Source organism: Bathymodiolus thermophilus thioautotrophic gill symbiont, from assembly GCF_003711265.1.
In the GTDB taxonomy this organism is placed as follows: Bacteria; Pseudomonadota; Gammaproteobacteria; order PS1; family Pseudothioglobaceae; genus Thiodubiliella.
In genome coordinates this window covers 2,481,005-2,498,332 of sequence record NZ_CP024634.1, presented here as the reverse complement: position 1 = coordinate 2,498,332, position 17,328 = coordinate 2,481,005, and the positions used below count along the sequence as shown (strand labels likewise).

The 17,328-nt window shown below is 36.8% G+C and carries 16 protein-coding genes; 11 read left to right on the top strand and 5 right to left on the bottom strand.

All coding sequences use genetic code 11. From position 1 onward, the window contains the following. Positions 1 to 6: 6 nt before the first annotated feature. A complete protein-coding gene (locus MS2017_RS09035; protein WP_122951972.1) occupies positions 7 to 873 on the bottom strand; it encodes a LysR substrate-binding domain-containing protein in 867 nt (288 codons plus the stop codon). A 199-nt stretch (positions 874 to 1,072) separates the two neighbouring features. Between MS2017_RS09035 and MS2017_RS09030 the strand changes: the two genes are divergently transcribed. From MS2017_RS09030 to MS2017_RS09015, 4 genes are all read left to right on the top strand, one after another. Beyond that, positions 1,073 to 1,729, top strand: a complete 657-nt coding sequence (locus MS2017_RS09030) for a nitroreductase family protein (RefSeq protein ID WP_122951971.1) — start codon at positions 1,073 to 1,075, stop codon at positions 1,727 to 1,729. A 172-nt stretch (positions 1,730 to 1,901) separates the two neighbouring features. Then, positions 1,902 to 2,453, top strand: coding sequence for an NAD(P)H-dependent oxidoreductase (locus tag MS2017_RS09025; RefSeq protein WP_122951970.1), 552 nt, complete (start codon positions 1,902 to 1,904; stop codon positions 2,451 to 2,453). Positions 2,454 to 2,690: 237 nt separating this feature from the next. Then, positions 2,691 to 3,449, top strand: a complete 759-nt coding sequence (locus MS2017_RS09020) for a glutathione peroxidase (protein ID WP_122951969.1) — start codon at positions 2,691 to 2,693, stop codon at positions 3,447 to 3,449. After that, the gene (locus tag MS2017_RS09015; protein ID WP_071564386.1) at positions 3,439 to 3,723 is read left to right on the top strand and encodes a ferritin family protein; all 285 of its coding nucleotides are present in this window, start codon (positions 3,439 to 3,441) and stop codon (positions 3,721 to 3,723) included. The genes MS2017_RS09020 and MS2017_RS09015 overlap by 11 nt, the downstream gene beginning before the upstream one ends. 165 nt (positions 3,724 to 3,888) lie before the next feature. On the opposite strand, the gene MS2017_RS09010 is transcribed toward MS2017_RS09015, so the two are convergent. Together MS2017_RS09010 and yihA are read right to left on the bottom strand one after the other, a co-directional pair. After that, positions 3,889 to 6,366 carry a PD-(D/E)XK nuclease family protein gene (locus MS2017_RS09010; RefSeq protein ID WP_122951968.1) on the bottom strand — a complete coding sequence of 826 codons (2,478 nt, stop codon included), beginning with the start codon at positions 6,364 to 6,366 and terminating at the stop codon, positions 3,889 to 3,891. Next, on the bottom strand, positions 6,356 to 6,955 hold the full coding sequence (gene yihA / locus MS2017_RS09005) for a ribosome biogenesis GTP-binding protein YihA/YsxC (RefSeq protein ID WP_071564383.1): 600 nt from the start codon (positions 6,953 to 6,955) through the stop codon (positions 6,356 to 6,358). The genes MS2017_RS09010 and yihA overlap by 11 nt, the downstream gene beginning before the upstream one ends. 77 nt (positions 6,956 to 7,032) lie before the next feature. Between yihA and MS2017_RS09000 the strand changes: the two genes are divergently transcribed. The 7 genes from MS2017_RS09000 to lon all read left to right on the top strand — a co-directional run bounded on the left by MS2017_RS09000 (position 7,033) and on the right by lon (position 15,013). Then, positions 7,033 to 7,335, top strand: a complete 303-nt coding sequence (locus MS2017_RS09000; RefSeq protein WP_071564381.1) for a c-type cytochrome — start codon at positions 7,033 to 7,035, stop codon at positions 7,333 to 7,335. A gap of 79 nt (positions 7,336 to 7,414) precedes the next feature. Continuing rightward, entirely contained in the window at positions 7,415 to 8,062 is a 648-nt protein-coding gene (locus MS2017_RS08995) for a c-type cytochrome (RefSeq protein WP_337925546.1), read from the top strand. A 105-nt stretch (positions 8,063 to 8,167) separates the two neighbouring features. After that, positions 8,168 to 9,466 carry a trigger factor gene (gene tig, locus MS2017_RS08990; protein WP_122951966.1) on the top strand — a complete coding sequence of 433 codons (1,299 nt, stop codon included), beginning with the start codon at positions 8,168 to 8,170 and terminating at the stop codon, positions 9,464 to 9,466. Continuing rightward, positions 9,466 to 10,062: an ATP-dependent Clp endopeptidase proteolytic subunit ClpP gene (gene clpP, locus MS2017_RS08985; protein ID WP_071564377.1), complete on the top strand. Its 597-nt coding sequence runs from the start codon at positions 9,466 to 9,468 to the stop codon at positions 10,060 to 10,062. The genes tig and clpP overlap by 1 nt, the downstream gene beginning before the upstream one ends. A gap of 20 nt (positions 10,063 to 10,082) precedes the next feature. Further along, entirely contained in the window at positions 10,083 to 11,366 is a 1,284-nt protein-coding gene (gene clpX / locus MS2017_RS08980) for an ATP-dependent Clp protease ATP-binding subunit ClpX (RefSeq protein WP_071564374.1), read from the top strand. Between the two features lie 21 nt (positions 11,367 to 11,387). Then, a complete protein-coding gene (gene hflX, locus MS2017_RS08975; protein ID WP_122951965.1) occupies positions 11,388 to 12,698 on the top strand; it encodes a ribosome rescue GTPase HflX in 1,311 nt (436 codons plus the stop codon). Further along, on the top strand, positions 12,677 to 15,013 hold the full coding sequence (gene lon, locus MS2017_RS08970; protein WP_122951964.1) for an endopeptidase La: 2,337 nt from the start codon (positions 12,677 to 12,679) through the stop codon (positions 15,011 to 15,013). The genes hflX and lon overlap by 22 nt, the downstream gene beginning before the upstream one ends. A 371-nt stretch (positions 15,014 to 15,384) precedes the next feature. Here lon and rsmB read toward each other — a convergent pair whose 3' ends face one another. Both rsmB and MS2017_RS08955 read right to left on the bottom strand, forming a co-directional pair. After that, the gene (gene rsmB, locus MS2017_RS08960) at positions 15,385 to 16,608 is read right to left on the bottom strand and encodes a 16S rRNA (cytosine(967)-C(5))-methyltransferase RsmB (RefSeq protein ID WP_122951962.1); all 1,224 of its coding nucleotides are present in this window, start codon (positions 16,606 to 16,608) and stop codon (positions 15,385 to 15,387) included. Then, positions 16,598 to 17,317: a DsbC family protein gene (locus MS2017_RS08955; protein WP_071563686.1), complete on the bottom strand. Its 720-nt coding sequence runs from the start codon at positions 17,315 to 17,317 to the stop codon at positions 16,598 to 16,600. Before MS2017_RS08955 ends, rsmB begins: the two co-directional genes overlap by 11 nt. Between the last annotated feature and the right edge of the window lie 11 nt (positions 17,318 to 17,328).

The following is a 17,328-nucleotide window of genomic DNA, read 5'->3' as shown; positions in this document are numbered from 1 at the left end:
AACCATCTATATTTTATGCAAAGGTTTTAAAAAATTAGAAAGTATGATAATATTTTTCTGCCAAGGGTTGTTTTTACGATAAATAATGCCAATGCCTCGAGAAAGTTTTTTTTGATTTTTATCAATAATTAAATTTGGGTATTTGTCTAAAATACCATTATCAATTGCCATTTTTGGTAAAAAACTGACGCCACAACGCATATCAATCATTGCCACTAAAGTCTCTAAACTAGAAAAAGAAAACTCAGATATATGTTTTTTGTGAATTTGAGCATTGTTTAGAATATGCTTTCTTAGGCAATGCCCCTGTTCTAATAATAATAAACTGCCATCAGCAATGCTTTTGTGTTGATGGTGCTTGTGTTTGACCAGCACCAATTCATCGGTAAACACAGTTTGTTGAATAACAATTTTAGATTCTTCAAAAGGAAAAGCAAAAATAGCAAAATCTAGTTGCATTTTCTCAATTTTTTCGATTAAGTTTTGACTGGTATCTTCAGTAACAACAAGTCTTAATTTTGGATATTTTTGTTTTAACTTAGATAAAAAATCAGGTAATAAATAAGCAGAAATTGTTGGAATAACGCCAATTTTAATACTGGAGTTAAAAAAATCTAACTGTGATATTTTGACCAAATCTTGCATAGAAAAAATAACCTCCTGCGCTTTTTTTGCGACCTTTTCTCCTAAGGGGGTAAATAAAACAGACTTATTTGTCCTTTCAACCAACTTGGCGTTAAGATTTTCTTCTAATTTGTTAATTCCTGAACTTAAAGTTGATTGACTAACAAAGCAAGCTTTTGCAGCTTTAGAAAAGTGCAGGTGTTGTTTAAGTGCTAGTAAATATTTTAAATTCTTAAGTGAAGGTGTCATAATATTTATAATCGTTTTTATCGATTATTATAATCAATATTATTAATTTTACTTAATAATTAAATTTATGTAAGATGACGCCATATCAGCCAAAAGGAGTAATGCACATTATTAAAGGTAACAAGCAACTGACATTTGGAAGATCATTAAATATTTATGCAAAGGTCTCGTAACATTATAAAATAAAGGAAAAAATACTATGAAACACGAAATTATTAAAGATTTACTATGGAGACATTCAACCAAAAAATACGATTCAACCAAAAAAGTTTCTGACGAAGATTTAAATATTATTTACAAAGCAATAAGTTTATCCGCTTCTTCAATCAATTCTCAACCTTGGAGATTTATCGTGATAGAAAGTCAAGAGGCAAGGGAGAGAATGAGTCGCACTTTTGTCAATAAATATCAGTTTAACCAGCCACATATTTTTGATAGTTCACAAACTATTCTTTTTGCTCATAACCCAAAATACACTCGTGAAAACTATGCCGAAGTAGTGGACAAAGGTATTGAGGACGGCAGAACCAAACCTGAAGATAGAGAGTCTGCCTTTGCTGGATTTTTCTTTGCTGAATTAAATACCGATAAAAATGGTGATACTTCCGCTTGGACAAAAGCACAACTATATTTAGCATTGGGCAATACGCTACATACTTTAGCTCGCTTGAGAATTGATTCAACGCCGATGGAGGGGTTAGATATTGAGTTGGTTAATCAGGAATTTAAGCGGGAATTAGACGGTTATCAATGTGAAGTGGCTTTAGCGATTGGTTACTCTCATCCTACCGAAGATTATAATAAGAACATGGTTAAAACAAGACGCTCTTTGGAGCGTATTTTACTAAAAATATGAGGTCTTTGCATAAGTATGGATGATTGGCAAAATTCAATTTTACCAAATTGGTAGTTTTGCCAAACCTTGTCCTAATGGGGTTAAATCTGGGTTTAAAAAATGCCAAGTGGGTGAGAAGTGGATTTTGATGATTATTTATATTTGTGTAAAAGTTTCAATATAAGGGCATAAAATGAAAAAAATATTACTAGTCACAGCAGGTTACTCAATTTTTGACGCCAAAGGACAACTAAATAGTTTTTTGAGTTATTTAACGGACAAAACGCTGAGTAAAAGAGGCTATAAAATCAAAGTTTCAGATGTGACTAAAATTACCTTGGATAGGGACAGGGAGCTTGATAAATTACTATGGGCAGATGCTGTTATTTATATCACACCAATAATGTGGTTTAATATGCCAGCCCCTCTTGTTCAATGGCTTAATGAAGTTTTGCTTTATAAGAAAACTTTTATTATTACCGATGAATACGGTGAAGGTGGACAAGTGCCGGCAACTCATTTTATGATTGTAACGACTTCTAACATGAAAAATAGTGATTTAGGAAAAGGCTTTGTTTTAAAAAATGCCACACATATTGATGATTTGTTGCAGCCCTTAATAATGACCAACCATTATTTAAGTATTCGCAATCAAATTCCCACTTTTCATGCTGATGATGTAATTTCAGGTGATACCAGTTGGATTGAAAGTGGCTATATTAAACACCTTAATAAACATTTTTAGCGTTTGATTATAAAAATAAACTTAATGAGACCTTTGCATAAATATGGATGATTAGTAAAATTCAATCTTTGCCAAATTGGCAGTTTTATCAAACCTTGTCCTAGTTAGGGTCAATGTTGAGTTTAAAAAATTGCCAATTTTACAATCGTTTTTATCGATTATTATAATCAATATTATTCATTTTACTTAATAATTAAATTTATGTAAGATGATACTTGTTAATCAAAAGGAGCAATTATGCTAACTGATAAAACCGGAAATAATATTCCATCTATAACTTTTAAAACGCAAGATAAGCACCAATGGCTAGATGTTACAACAAGTGATATTTTTAACAATAAAACGGTTATCGTATTTTCATTACCGGGTGCTTACACACCCACTTGTTCATCATCACATCTACCAAGATTTAATGAACTGGCCCCAATTTTTAAAGACAATGGCGTTAATGAAATCGTATGTGTATCTGTGAACGACACTTTTGTAATGAATGAATGGAAAAAAGACCAAGAAGCGGAAAATATCACAATGTTGCCCGATGGCAATGGAGAATTTACCGATGGTATGGGGATGTTGGTGAATAAAAATAATTTGGGTTTTGGTAAGCGTTCATGGCGTTATTCAATGCTCGTTAAAAATGGCGTGATTGACAAAATGTTTATTGAGCCAGAAGTTGACGGCGACCCATTTGAAGTTTCTGATGCAGATACCATGCTCACCTATATTAATGCTGATGCTGTTGTGCCAAAATCAGCCACAATGTTTAGTCGCAAAGGCTGTCCGCATTGTCAAAGAGCCTTAGATTTATTAAATAAACAAGGGATTTATGTGGAAGTTATTGAGTTAGGGGCGGGTATTACTTCTCGTTCACTGCGTGCAATGAGTGGCAAAAGCAGCACACCACAGATTTTCATTGGCGGAGATTATATTGGCGGTGCTGATGAATTGGAACAATATTTATGCAAAGGTTTTTTAGGAGAAAATTATGGCAAATGAAGGCTACCACGAAGCAGAAGAAAACTTAACCCAGGCAACCAAAGACATGCACAAAGCAATTGTGTCTTTAATGGAGGAATTAGAGGCAATTGATTGGTACAATCAGCGTATTGATGCGTGTCAAGACAAAGAATTATCGGCAATTTTAGCGCATAATCGTGATGAAGAAAAAGAACATGCGTCAATGATTTTAGAGTGGATTAGACGCAAGGATAAGACCTTTGATAAAGAGCTTAGAGATTATCTTTTTGTTGACAAACCGATTGCACACTAAATCCAATAGTGCCAGTGTCGCATTTGCAAACTGACCTTATCGTCATCATCCATACTTATGCAAAGACCTCAATGCATTAAAAAATCTTTAAAATTTTAGATGTTGATATCAGTTATTTCTTTGCTGGAGTTTTAAAAAAAATCGAAGCACTGGGGTGTATTGGTGTTATTTTTCAATGCGGCATAGTGAATCAAATTCACAATATTGGCAAGCGGTTTTGTTTGGCAAAATTTGTGCTTTGCCTTGTTGAAAATTTTGGCTGGCAGTACTTAGTGATTCTCTCCAAATAACAACCTGTTCATTCCATTCTTTACAGGAATTTCTAGTAGATTGCTTAGGGAGGGATTCCTCATCTTTTGACAAACCTTTGATGCTCACTTGATCGGCGTTCAATTGGATAAAAGCAATACCCTGCGTGTCTTTGCTGATTGCATAGATGGGTAATTGTGGTTCTTTAATGGCTTGAGCGCACCAATGACCGACGACGGTTTTCCCTGTTTTGTAATCAAAAATAATTTTATCACCGTTGCTCATTTCGTCTCGCCTGTCTAGTCGGGTGGTGAATTCTAATCCAGCAACATTGGTTTTAATTTTTTCCTCAGTGGATAAGACGGTAAATGATTCTCTTAGTTTGTCAATTTTGACAAATTGATGAATCAGTCTTAAAACTCTTATTTTTTCTATTTTTTTGAAACCAGATTCATCGTAGTATTTAAGAGCAGCCATTATTTTTTGTTGAATCAGTGCATCCAAAGCATCGTTGCTCAACGATAAAAGTGCCTCTTGCGTGGTGATTTCTTGATAAAAATATTGTAAGACAAGGTGAATAATATTGCCTTGTTCCATTCTATTTAAACCAATGTGTGGACGGTTAAAGGTCTGGGTATTAAGCCGATGTGCAAAGCCTTTGAACTCGCAAGCCATTTGGTCTTTTAAAACATTGACGCCATTATTTATTTGGGTGTCCAATAAAGAATTGGCTTCGGCATCTAATAATGATGCTAATGCTACATTTTGATATTTGTGTTTGCACGCTTGAGTTTCCTTATTAAATTTAAGCAAAGGTGATGGCTGTTGTTCACTTTCAGAATGGGTTTTGGCATAAGAAAAAATAACCGTGTCCGATAAACTTGCTAAATTATTAAAGGTATCTTGTGCATCTTTGGTAATTAATGCAAAACTACTGTGTGGAATTTGGTGCTGTTGGGCGATATCGCTGGGAATAAAGCGGGGTGAATTGAGTGCAACGGGCAAGAATCCATCGGTCATTCCTAACACCCAAGCGTGATCAAAAACCAGCCCCTCTGCCTCCAAACTGCCGAGTATTTGAATGGGGGTTTTTGCTGATTGTGCTTGGAAAATTACTTGCGAAAGCCATTTTTTTAAATCAAAAAGGGCTTCTGCCATATTGATTTTTCCACCAAATTGTGCCAGTTGATTAAGCTCAGAACGGGCAGTTTGATATTTGTTAAATAATTGATATTCAGTGCTGGACAGGGTTCTGTCGGTAACAAAGCCCCAAATCTGTAAGTAGTTATCAAACAACAATAACCATTGATCGTGCGTTTGTTTTTTCTTGGATGCTTGTGCAATGATGGATTCAAGCATTATTTTTACTTGTGGCGTCATATCCAAGTGTTTTTCCAAATGAGAAAATTTGAAACAGGTTTTTGAAAAAAACAAGACACGGTTTACCAGTAAAGCACGAGCTGATTGCTCTTCTTGTGCGTAAGCAATATAAGGTGAAGTAATAACAGCATTAAACACTTCGGTATCAATACGGTTGTTTTGCAATTGCTCACAAAGTTTTAAGACAGCAAGAAGATGGCGAATTAAGGGGTAATCATTCAGCGGCAAACCCAAAGAAATATTGTAGGATTTTTGCCCTGTTTCAATTAGCGTGTTGGTAAATACTTGGTCAAAAATAGACTTAATTTGATGGTGTTGACGATTCAAAGTTGGGCAGACGATGGCAATGTGCTTGTTTGGGTGCTGTACATTTAAAGCCTTTGCCCATTTGGCAGCAGACAATATTTCATCGTAACTTGTTTGAAAGATTTGATTGTCACTCTGCGGTTGTTTTTGCCCTTCTTCAAGTGTTTGATAGCCAATTTTATCTAATAATAGCGCTTGCACAGGTGTGAGTGTTTTAAAGCCGTAAATATAGGGTTGAGTAAGTTCGGCACTTTGCTCAATAAGCAAGGCAGGCAAATCATTGGCGTCTAATAAATGGTGACTAAGTTTGGTTTGTTGATAATCTTGCATCCAAGTAACAAACAATTCGTAATTTTGTATGCCTGTTTGTGATAATTGAGTATATTCAATTAGATGTGCCTGGCAATAATCATTGTTCTTAATGACTTCGTCTAATAAACGACTGTCGATTTCAGTCTGTCCCAACTTTAACATTGAGCGTTCAATTAGCGTGCGAGATTCACTGTTTGAAATTAAGCGTTTTTCTGAATTGGGCTGCAATATACGCCAAGTTTCTTGTAAGTATTGATACCAAGATAGAGATTTTGGTAAAGCGGAATTGCCTTTTTGCCCACCCCAAGTTTTTTTAAATGCCAATACTTGGCGGTTGTTTGCTAAGATAATAGTATCATCTTGGGTGATGTTGCTTGTATCAGCGTTAATCCACATAAGCAAAAAAAGTATCTAGTCTAGCGCCCAAACTGTCCAAACCTTGTTTTTTTAAACTGGAAAATAACTGCACATTGACATAAGGATAGGGCTCAATTGCGCGTTTAACTTGAAGCAATGCATTGCTAGCAGCGCCTTTTTTAATTTTGTCAGATTTGGTTAGAATGATTTGCGTGGGCAAATTAACATTCACACACCAATCTAACATCATTTGGTCAAATGGCGTTAGCGGACGACGAACATCCATAACCAGCACAGCGCCTACTAAACATTGGCGTTTTGCAAAATATTCACCCATGTCAATTTGCCATTGTTTTTTAATATGTTCAGGCACTTTGGCATAACCATAACCAGGTAAATCAACCAAACGGCGATCTTCATCTAATTCAAAAAAGACCAAATGCTGAGTTCGCCCCGGTGTGCGTGAAACTTTTGCCAACTTTTTTTGTAAAGTAATGGTATTAATAGCACTGGATTTCCCTGCATTTGAACGACCTGCGAAAATCACTTCATAACCTTGGTCTGGTGGCGTGCCTTTGAGTGAAGGACAAGAAAGTAGGAATTTTGCTCGATGATAATTATTGTTCATTTAGTTTGAGTAAGCGTATAATTTACAATTGGTAATTTCAGGTTACCATTATATATTTTTAAATTTAAGGAGATAGTATGTTTTTAACAACAACAAAAAAAGTTTTAGCAGTAGCAGCGACAGTAATGTCAATGAGTTCTATGGTTCAAGCAGATGGCAAGGCGGCTTATACTGCTGGCGGCTGTGCTGGTTGTCATGGCGTTGCAGGAAAATCAATAGCCCCAATTTACCCTCATCTTGCTGGCCAACAAGCTGCTTATATTGTTAAACAGTTAAAAGACTTCCAATCTGGTGCGCGTAAAGACCCAACAATGAGTGCTATGGCAGCATTGTCTAAAGGTAAAGAGCAAATAATTGCCGATTGGTTGGCTAAGCAGTAATTTAGCATTAAATTCTGTATTATGATAAGCCGATATTAAGTATAATGTCGGCTTATTTTTTTGTAAAAAAGGAAAAAACATGATGAATAAATTAGCACTAATTTTTTTGGCAGCGTTTGCTTTGTTTTCAACTTCTACTTTCGCTGCAGGTGATGCAGTTAAAGGTAAAGCAAAATCGATAACCTGTATTGGTTGCCACGGTGCTGATGGCAATTCAGTTGTGCCTACTTTTCCAAAATTAGCAGGACAGAGTGAAGGCTATTTACTAAAACAACTTAAAGACTTTAAATCTCGCGCTCGTATTGATACCGTGATGGCAGGTATAGTTGCACCGTTAAGTGAAGCAGATATGGCTAATTTAGCAGCCTATTTTGCCACGCAAAAAACTTCTAAAGGTGTGCCAGTATCGAATGCTTTGTTTAAATTAGGTCGAACCCTTTATCGTGGTGGCAAGAAAAAATCAGGTGTTACAGCTTGTATTGCTTGTCATGGCCCCAAAGGCAGGGGCATACCGTCAGCAGGCTTTCCAGCGCTCGCATCACAACATGCGGCATATTTATCTAAGCAACTTAAATTATTCCGTCAACATTCATTTAATATACAAACAGGTGAGACCCTGCCAAGCAGAACAAATGATTACGAAGGTATGATGATTAACTTTACTAAGAATTTAACCAGTAAAGAGATTAATGCTATTGCTGCTTATATTTCTTCTGGCTTAGAATAAATTATTCTCAAATGTTTAAAAAAGGCAGTCTTGTCGCCTTTTTTGTTACTTGCAATTCGGGTATAATAGACCCTTTATTAAGAAAAAAATTGGATTTATAATAAAATGAAAACTTCATTAAAAACACTAGACGGACTAAAAAGATCATTCACTGTTGAATTACCAATTGATGCGTTTAAGAAAAAAACAGATCAAGTTTTGCAAAAAATGGCATCACAAGTCAACATTGATGGCTTTAGAAAAGGCAAAGTACCTATTGCCATTATGCGTAAACAATTTGGCGCCCGTGCCAGTTCAGATGCGGTTAATGAAATCGTCAATGACACTTTATTTGATGCATTGACAGAGGTAAAGGTAACGCCCGCTTCACGACCAGACATTACTGAAATTGATGCAGAAGGAGAGAAAACTTTTACTTACACAGTCACATTTGAGGTTTATCCAGAAATTAAGGTTGCTGATTTTTCCAAGTTACAAGTAGAACAGTCGGAAGTAACAATTACTCAAGCTGACGAGGACAAAACTTTAAAAGGCTTGACCGAGCAAGCCATGGAATACAAGGCAGTTAAGCGTAAATCTAAAAAAGGCGACCAAGTAACAATTGACTTCAAAGGTATGATTGACGGTAAAGTTTTTGAAGGTGGCGTTGCCAGTGATTTTAAAATGGTGTTGGGCAAAGGGTCAATGATTAAAGGTTTTGAAGAAGGACTTAAAGGAATTACTTCTGGTGACTCTACCACGCTAGATTTAACCTTTCCAAAAGAATATCATGCACCACAATTAGCAGGCAAAGCTGTGGTTTTTGAAGTAGAGATGAAAGAAGTTGCTGAGCCTACAGTACCAGAATTAGATGACAAGTTTGCGGCAAAATTTGGTGAAAAAGATATGGATGCTTTAAAAGCAAGTATGAAAAAGCAAATGAGCGTTGAAGTGACTAATCGTTTGGGCAATCAAAACAAAGATGCTTTATTTGGCGTGTTGTTGGAAGCCAATAGTTTTGATGTGCCACAAGCCAGCATTAATCAAGAAGCAAAAAGTTTATTGCAAGAAATGCAACAGCGTTTACAGCAGCAAGGTATACCTGCTAAAGGTGATATGCCAGCATCTACTTTTAATCCTGAAGCAGAGCGACGCGTTAAGTTAGGTTTGTTGATTAACCAAATTGCAACCGACAATAAGATTGAAGCCACTAAAGAGCAATTAGATGCTAAATTAGCAGAAATGGCAAAATCTTACGGTGAAAATGCCCAACAAATGTTAGATTACTACAAGGCAGACCCCTCTAGAATGACCTCCATTGAGTTGATGGTTGTAGAGAAAATGGTACAAGATTTAATCTTAAAAGATGCCAAGGTAACGATTAAAAAAGTAACTTTTGAAGAAGCAACCCAAGCACAAGCATAATGACAATTCAGAATCTAAATCAAATTCCAATGGTGGTAGAGCAATCTGCCCGTGGTGAGCGTGCCTATGATATTTATTCGCGTCTTTTAAAAGAACGCGTTATTTTTATGGTTGGCCCAGTTGAGGACTATATGGCGAATGTCATTGTTGCGCAAATGCTATTTTTAGAATCTGAAAACCCTGAGAAAGACATTCATTTATATATCAATTCGCCAGGGGGTTCGGTTTCTGCAGGTTTGGCTATTTATGACACCATGCAATTCATTAAGCCTGATGTTTCAACACTTTGTATCGGTCAAGCAGCAAGTATGGGCGCTTTGTTATTAACCGCTGGCGCCAAAGACAAACGCTTTGCCTTGCCAAATGCAAGAATGATGATTCACCAGCCATTGGGTGGCTTTTCTGGCCAAGCCAGTGACATAGATATCCATGCGCAAGAAATTCTTAAAGTTAGAGAAAAACTCAACAACATCTTAAAAACTCACACGGGTCAATCTATCAAAGCAATTCAAAATGACACCGATAGAGACAATTTTATGTCAGCGGCTGAATCAGCCAAATATGGCTTAATTGACAAAGTTTTAACTCAGCGTTAATCAAAATAGGGGGCGCAATTATGGCAGAGAATATTGAAGAATTGAATTGTTCGTTTTGTGGAAAAGCTAAATCCGAGGTGGATCGCTTAATTGCTGGCCCAGAGGTTTATATTTGTAACGAATGTATTGAATCTTGCCATACTTTACTTGAAGAGCAAGTTTTGCAAGAAGTCATTGACAATCATCAAGATTGGAACTATACGCCTAAACAATTGCGTGATTTTTTAAACGAATATGTGATTGGTCAAGAGCATGCAAAAAAAGTTTTATCAGTTGCTGTTTATAACCACTACAAGCGCTTAAAAAATGGGTATATTTCTAACGATGTTGAGCTAGATAAATCTAATATTCTAATGATTGGCCCTACAGGTTCAGGCAAAACATTATTGGCCCAAACTTTAGCACGACTTTTGGATGTGCCATTTACCGTTGCAGATGCAACAACTTTAACCGAAGCAGGTTATGTGGGTGATGATGTTGAAAATGTGATTAAGAGTTTGTTGTCAAAATGTGATTTTGATGCAGAGCGTGCAGAGCGAGGTATTATTTTTATTGATGAAATTGATAAGATTTCCCGTCGCTCAGATTCACCCTCTATTACCCGTGATGTATCAGGTGAAGGCGTGCAACAAGCCATGTTAAAACTGATTGAAGGTACTATCGCATCAGTGCCACCACAAGGCGGACGCAAGCATCCAAATCAAGAAACTATTGATGTGGATACTTCAAAGATTTTATTCATTTGTGGTGGTGCGTTTGATGGCTTAGATAAAGTGATTGGTAGGCGTGTTGAAAAAGCCACAGGCATTGGTTTTTCTGCGGATGTAAAAGACCTAAAAGCAGAAAAAACGCTGACTGATTTGTTCGGTTTGATTGAGCCAGAAGATTTAATTAAGTATGGTTTAATTCCAGAATTGGTGGGTCGTTTGCCAGTGCAAACGGCACTCACCGAATTGGATGAAGGGGCGTTAATGGAAATTCTAACCAAGCCTAAGAATTCAGTGGTTAAGCAATTCCAAGAAGTATTTTCCATGGAAAATGTTAAATTAACTTTTAAAAAATCAGCCTTATTGGCAATTGCTAAATTAGCCATTAAGCGTAAAACAGGCGCCAGAGGATTGCGTTCTATTCTGGAAGATATGCTGCTCGATACCATGTTTGAATTACCATCACTCAGCGATGTCAAAGAAATTATTATTGATAAAACTGTGGTTGAAAAGAAAAAATCACCACTAATGATGTATAAGTCGGCTAAAAAACCCAAAGCCATTACCAAAATCGATAAACCTAAAAAAGCATCATAAGCACTTAACACCGAGTAAACTTTGGAATTATTTGATAAACAAAAAGAAGCAGTTGGTCAAGGCGAACGAACGCTGCTGGTCTATGTAGAACTTCCTACCAATCGACACATTCACAATGGCAGGGATGAATTTTTAGAATTGGCAAAATCTTCTGGACTGAATGTTATTAGAGACTTAAAGGTCGCTCGCAATAATGCCAAAGCCAAACATTTTATTGGCTCAGGTAAAGTAGAAGAACTGGCGGCATTGGTGAAAGAACTGGAGTTAGATTTGGTTATTTTCTCTTCTGAACTGTCGCCATCGCAAGAACGCAATTTAGAAAAAGACCTTGAGTGTCAAGTGATGGACCGAACAGGTTTAATTTTGGATATTTTCTCCCTTAGAGCAAGTTCATTTGAAGGTAAATTACAAGTAGAATTAGCACAATTGAGGCATCTATCGACACGATTGGTGCGTGGCTGGACACACTTAGAACGACAAAAAGGTGGCATTGGTCTTCGGGGTCCAGGTGAAACACAACTTGAAACAGATAAAAGATTGATTGCCGTTCGCATTAAAAACATTAGCAAGCGCTTAGAAAAAGTACATAAACAGCGTGACCTAGGTAGAAAATCACGCCTTAAAAATGCATTGCCAATGATTGCCTTAGCAGGTTACACCAATGCTGGAAAATCCACGCTGTTTAATTACATAACCAAGGCAGAAGTGTTCGCTAACGATCAATTGTTTGCCACTTTGGATTCCACTATTAGACGAGTGATATTACCTGCATCTGGTGAAGCGGTAATTGCTGATACAGTTGGCTTTATTCAAAACTTACCACACGATTTAGTGGCAGCCTTTAAGTCAACCTTAGAAGAAACCCGACAGGCAAATGTGTTATTGCATATAGTTGATGCCGCTGACGAATATAAGCTGGAGAAAATCGAGCAAGTACAGGCCATTATTTTTGACATTGAGGCCGACAAAGTCCCGAGTATTTTGGTGATGAATAAAATTGATTGTTTGGACAATTTTGAACCCAGATTGGATAGAGATGAAAATGGTAGAATTTTCCGTGTGTGGATTTCTGCGCATACAGGTGATGGCATTGAGTTTCTTTATCAAGCATTAGCTGAACAATTGAGTGGTATGATGACGCGTGCTAAAATACAAATTGATGTAAAAAGTGCCTATATTCGCAGTGAAATTCACAATATTGGCTATATCCATAATGAAAAAGTGGATGATTTTGGGCAATGGGTACTTGAAATTAATGTAACTCATCACTATCTATCTAAATTACTAAGTTTAAAAGGCGTAACGCTATTATGGGAACAGAAGACACAGTAAGTGCAATAAATTTGAATCAGGAGTTAGTGCCACTATTACCATTACGGGATGTGGTGGTTTTTCCGCATACGGTAATGCCACTTTTTATTGGTAGAGAAAGTTCTGTTAATGCTATTACTCAAGCAATGGGTACCAATAAATATATCTTTTTAGTGGCACAAAAAGACGAGAAAACCGAAGAACCGAAAAATCAAGATTTACACACAGTTGGCACTTTAGCAACTATTTTACAAATGTTGAAGTTGCCTGATGGCACCATCAAGGTATTGGTTGAAGGTGTTAAGCGTGCTGAGATTGAAGAATTTATTGAAGCTGACGGCTATACTGAAGTTAAAGTGAGTGAACTCACGCTCAAGATCGGTGAAAATGTTGAAGTTGAGGCGATGATGCGTTTAGCATTAGAAAACTTTGAATCCTACATTAAACTTAATAAGAAAATCCCAGAAGAAGTGCTTAATATGCTCAAAGATGTGAGCGATGTTGAGCGTTTTAGCGATATTATTATTGCTAATTTGACCCTTAAAACTGCCGAGAAGCAAGAACTTTTGAGTAGTAGTGATACACAAACTCGATTGGATAAAATTTTATCAGCCATTCAGGGTGAGATTGATGTCTTAGGCACTGAGAAAAAAATCCAGTCTCGTGTGCGCAAACAAATGGAATCCAATCAGCGTGATTATTATTTGAATGAGCAAATGAAATCCATTCAAAAAGAATTGGGGCAAGCAGAAGATGAAAATGAAATTGAAGACTTGCAGGAAAAAATCAATAAAGCCAAGATGCCAAAAGACGCCAAAAAGCAGGCAGAAGGGGAGCTGAAAAAACTCTCACGAATGTCATCGCACTCATCCGATGCCTCAATCATTCGCACTTATATTGAAAATCTTTGTGATATGCCGTGGAAAAAACAAACACACATCAATAAAAATTTAGCCAAAGCACAAAAGATTTTAGATGACGACCACTATGGCTTAGATAAAGTTAAAGAGCGCATTCTAGAACATCTTGCAGTGCAAACGCGTGTTACCCACAATAAAGCAAATATTCTATGCTTAGTAGGCCCTCCAGGTGTTGGTAAAACCTCTCTTGGTGAGTCAATTGCCAAAGCAGTCAATCGTAAATATGTGCGTATGGCACTTGGTGGCGTTAGGGATGAAGCGGAAATTCGTGGACACAGGCGCACTTATATTGGTGCAATGCCGGGCTCTATTATTCAAAAAATGCAAAAAGTAAAAGTAAAAAATCCACTATTTTTGCTTGATGAAATTGACAAAATGGCATCAGATTATCGAGGCGACCCTTCTAGTGCAATGTTAGAAGTGTTAGACCCGGAGCAAAATCACACTTTTAGCGATCACTACATAGAGGTGGATTATGATTTGTCTCAAGTGATGTTTGTGGCAACGGCCAATTCATTAGATTTGCCACAACCGCTATTAGATAGGATGGAAATTATCGAACTGTCTGGTTATACCGAAGATGAAAAAGTGCAGATTGCCAAGCGTCATTTAATTAAAAAATCAATGAAAAATAACGGCATTAGCACTGATGAAATTGCCTTTGAAGATTCTGCTATTCTTGATATTGTTCGTTATTATACCCGTGAAGCAGGCGTGCGTAATTTAAGCAGAACCCTTGGTACTATCTGTCGAAAGGTGGTCAAAGAGGTAGTATTGAAAAAACGCAAAACCAAAGCCATTATTAGCGACAAAACATTGGAAAAATATCTTGGCGTACATAAACATCGTTTTGGTTTAGCAGAAGAGAACAACCAAGTTGGTGAAGTAACAGGTTTGGCATGGACATCAGTGGGTGGCGATTTACTCACCATTGAAGCTGCTATTTATAAAGGCAAAGGCAAACTTAATTACACAGGCCAACTCGGTGATGTGATGAAAGAATCCATCCAAGCAGCAATGAGCGTTACCCGCACTCGTGCCAAAGAACTCAAAATTGCCAATGACTTTCAGGAAAAGTTGGATATTCACATCCATGTGCCTGACGGTGCCACGCCAAAAGATGGCCCCAGTGCAGGGGCAGCAATGTGCACAGCCTTGGTATCAGTATTAACGGGTCGTAAAGTTAAAGCTGATGTTGCTATGACTGGAGAAATTACTCTTCGTGGAGAAATTACACCCATTGGCGGATTGAAGGAAAAAATGCTTGCTGCGCTTCGTGGTGGCATTAAAACGGTTATTATCCCGAATGATAACGAACGAGAACTTTCTGAAGTGCCTGAAAAAATTAAAGGCAAACTTAAGGTAATTAAAGTTAAGTGGATTGATGAAGTGTTGGATATTGCTTTAGAAAAGTAATATTTAGTTCGTTGACTCAATAAAAAAAATAGGCGCTTTAAGCGCCTATTTTGTTGTCCAACTCCAAGGCTCTTTGTTTTTTGTTATTTGTCAAACAAAGAACACTATTTTCAAAAATAAACCAAACAATCTGGCACTTGCCCTCATCCCAAGTATTATATTGAGACCTTTGTATAAATAATCATCAAGAATCCACTTTTCACCGACTCGGTAATTTTTTAAACCCAGCCTTAGCTCTACTAGGGCAAGGTTTAAGAAAATTACCAAGTGGGAAAAAAATTGAATTTTGCTAATCATTCATATTTATGCAAAGCTCTCATATTATTCATTTTATTTTCGAAAATGGTAAAACCCTATAAAAGGAATGACACTTAATGATTAATTTTTTTTAATTTAGCATAATAAAAACCATCAAATTCATAGCAGGGGATTTGTTGCTTGCCATGAGTGGCTTTATAGCCCCAGTCAAGGGTGATTTCTTCTTCTATTGCCTCATCATGGGTTTGTAAAAACTGCGCAATTTGAGTTTCATTTTCGTTTTTTAGAATGGAACAAGTGGCATACAATAGCGTTCCACCTGGTTTAAGTAGCATCCATAGATTGTTTAGAATGTTTTTTTGTAAATCTACTAAGGCGCTAATATCTTTAGGCTTTCGTAAGAGTTTAATATCGGGATGACGACGAATAACACCAGTGGCTGAACAGGGTGCATCAAGTAAGATTTTGTCGAATAACTTGCCATCCCACCAGTCTTGATTTTGTGCTTTGCCTTGAAGAAGTGTGATATTCTTAATCTTAAATCGGTCAATATTTTCTTGTACACGCTTAAGCCTATCAGGGTTATTGTCCAGTGCGATAATTTTAGATTGCGGTGCAAGTTCGCTAAGATGAGTGGTTTTTCCACCTGGTGCACAGCAGGCATCTAGGATTAAATCGTCATTTTTTGGATCAAGTAGTGGTGCAGCTAATTGTGCTGATGCATCTTGCACAAAGCAGGCGCCTTTGTCAAAGTCTTGAATGGCATAAACATTGACTGCTTTGTCTAAAATTTGAGCTTGTGGTGCAACCGCAAGTAAGCTTTGTTTATGAAAATCAGGGTGAATGCGAAGTGTCATGGGTGCTTGAGTGTTATTTTGCTGAAATATCTGCTCAAAATCGTTAGGATAATATTGTTTGATTTTCTTTAACAGCCAAGTTGGATGTGAGTAGTGTATTTGTTTTTGTAATACACTTTTTTGTCGATCGATTTCCCTAAGAATGGCATTGACTAATTTTTTTGCCCAAGGTTTGTCAAGTTCATTGGTCACATTAACGGTTTCAAAAATGCTGGCATGGGCTGCTACATTAGAATGCAGTATTTGATAAGCACCGAGCAACATCAGACAATGAATGTCCAAATCTTCTTTTTTTAGTGAATGTTTTAACAATCCAGAAACAATGTCATTAAGCTGATGGTAAAAACGAATAGTACCAAAAACCAAAGATTTTGTTAAGGCACTCACTTCTTCTGGATAAACAAAAGCAGAGAGTGATTTTTTTTCTAAAACAACTGAGTAAATCGCTTGTAGGGCAACAGTTCGAGTGTTATTTTCCAAGTTTTTGTTTAATGGTTTTTAGCAGCTTTTCAGCTGGCATATAGCCTGGGATATGTGTACCGTCAGAGAGGAAAATAGCAGGTGTACCATTCACACCCAATTGTTGGGATAATGATAATTGTTGTGCCACTGGATTGCTACAATTTTTAACATCAGGAACAATGTTTTTGATTTTATAGTCGTTCATTGCTTTCGCTTTGTCTTTTGCACACCAAATTTTTTCCATTTTCCCTTGTGCAGTTGGGTGTAGCGATGCCAATGGTGAGGCAAGATATTTTACTGTAATACCTAAGGCGTTCATCTTGGACATTTGTTGATGTAGTCTTTTACAGAATGGGCAATCAACATCGGTAAAGACATGAATGACATATTTTTCCTCTTTGGCTTTAAAGATAATTTTGTCTTTGTCGCTAATAGTGTCAAGTAGGTCTTTTTTGAGTGCATTAACACGAGCGCTAGAATCTAAAGGAGTAAGCGTTTTTAGGTTAATAATATCGCCTTTAATTAAGTACTTGCCATCAGCTGAAATGAATTGCGAACTGATGGGATTTTTGAAAATTATTTCATATATGCCGTCAAGAGGTGTTTTAATAATATCTTGCTTGTCAATTACTCCAAAGAGAGGCGAGAGGTTTTTAATAATATCGTTATTGCCAGCAATAGATTGAGTACTAAGGATAACGAGGGAAAGTAATATTTTCTTGAGCATAGTTTTTATAT

Bases quoted from the DNA above. Each gene is read 5' to 3' on its own strand.
- tig (WP_122951966.1), top strand. From the start codon at position 8,168: ATGAAAACTTCATTAAAAACACTAGACGGACTAAAAAGATCATTCACT.
- MS2017_RS09000 (WP_071564381.1), top strand. From the start codon at position 7,033: ATGTTTTTAACAACAACAAAAAAAGTTTTAGCAGTAGCAGCGACAGTA.
- MS2017_RS09015 (WP_071564386.1), top strand. From the start codon at position 3,439: ATGGCAAATGAAGGCTACCACGAAGCAGAAGAAAACTTAACCCAGGCA.
- MS2017_RS09010 (WP_122951968.1), bottom strand. From the start codon at position 6,366: ATGTGGATTAACGCTGATACAAGCAACATCACCCAAGATGATACTATT.
- MS2017_RS08955 (WP_071563686.1), bottom strand. From the start codon at position 17,317: ATGCTCAAGAAAATATTACTTTCCCTCGTTATCCTTAGTACTCAATCT.
- clpP (WP_071564377.1), top strand. From the start codon at position 9,466: ATGACAATTCAGAATCTAAATCAAATTCCAATGGTGGTAGAGCAATCT.
- MS2017_RS09030 (WP_122951971.1), top strand. From the start codon at position 1,073: ATGAAACACGAAATTATTAAAGATTTACTATGGAGACATTCAACCAAA.
- MS2017_RS09035 (WP_122951972.1), bottom strand. From the start codon at position 873: ATGACACCTTCACTTAAGAATTTAAAATATTTACTAGCACTTAAACAA.
- clpX (WP_071564374.1), top strand. From the start codon at position 10,083: ATGGCAGAGAATATTGAAGAATTGAATTGTTCGTTTTGTGGAAAAGCT.
- MS2017_RS08995 (WP_337925546.1), top strand. From the start codon at position 7,415: ATGATGAATAAATTAGCACTAATTTTTTTGGCAGCGTTTGCTTTGTTT.
- MS2017_RS09020 (WP_122951969.1), top strand. From the start codon at position 2,691: ATGCTAACTGATAAAACCGGAAATAATATTCCATCTATAACTTTTAAA.
- MS2017_RS09025 (WP_122951970.1), top strand. From the start codon at position 1,902: ATGAAAAAAATATTACTAGTCACAGCAGGTTACTCAATTTTTGACGCC.
- lon (WP_122951964.1), top strand. From the start codon at position 12,677: ATGGGAACAGAAGACACAGTAAGTGCAATAAATTTGAATCAGGAGTTA.
- yihA (WP_071564383.1), bottom strand. From the start codon at position 6,955: ATGAACAATAATTATCATCGAGCAAAATTCCTACTTTCTTGTCCTTCA.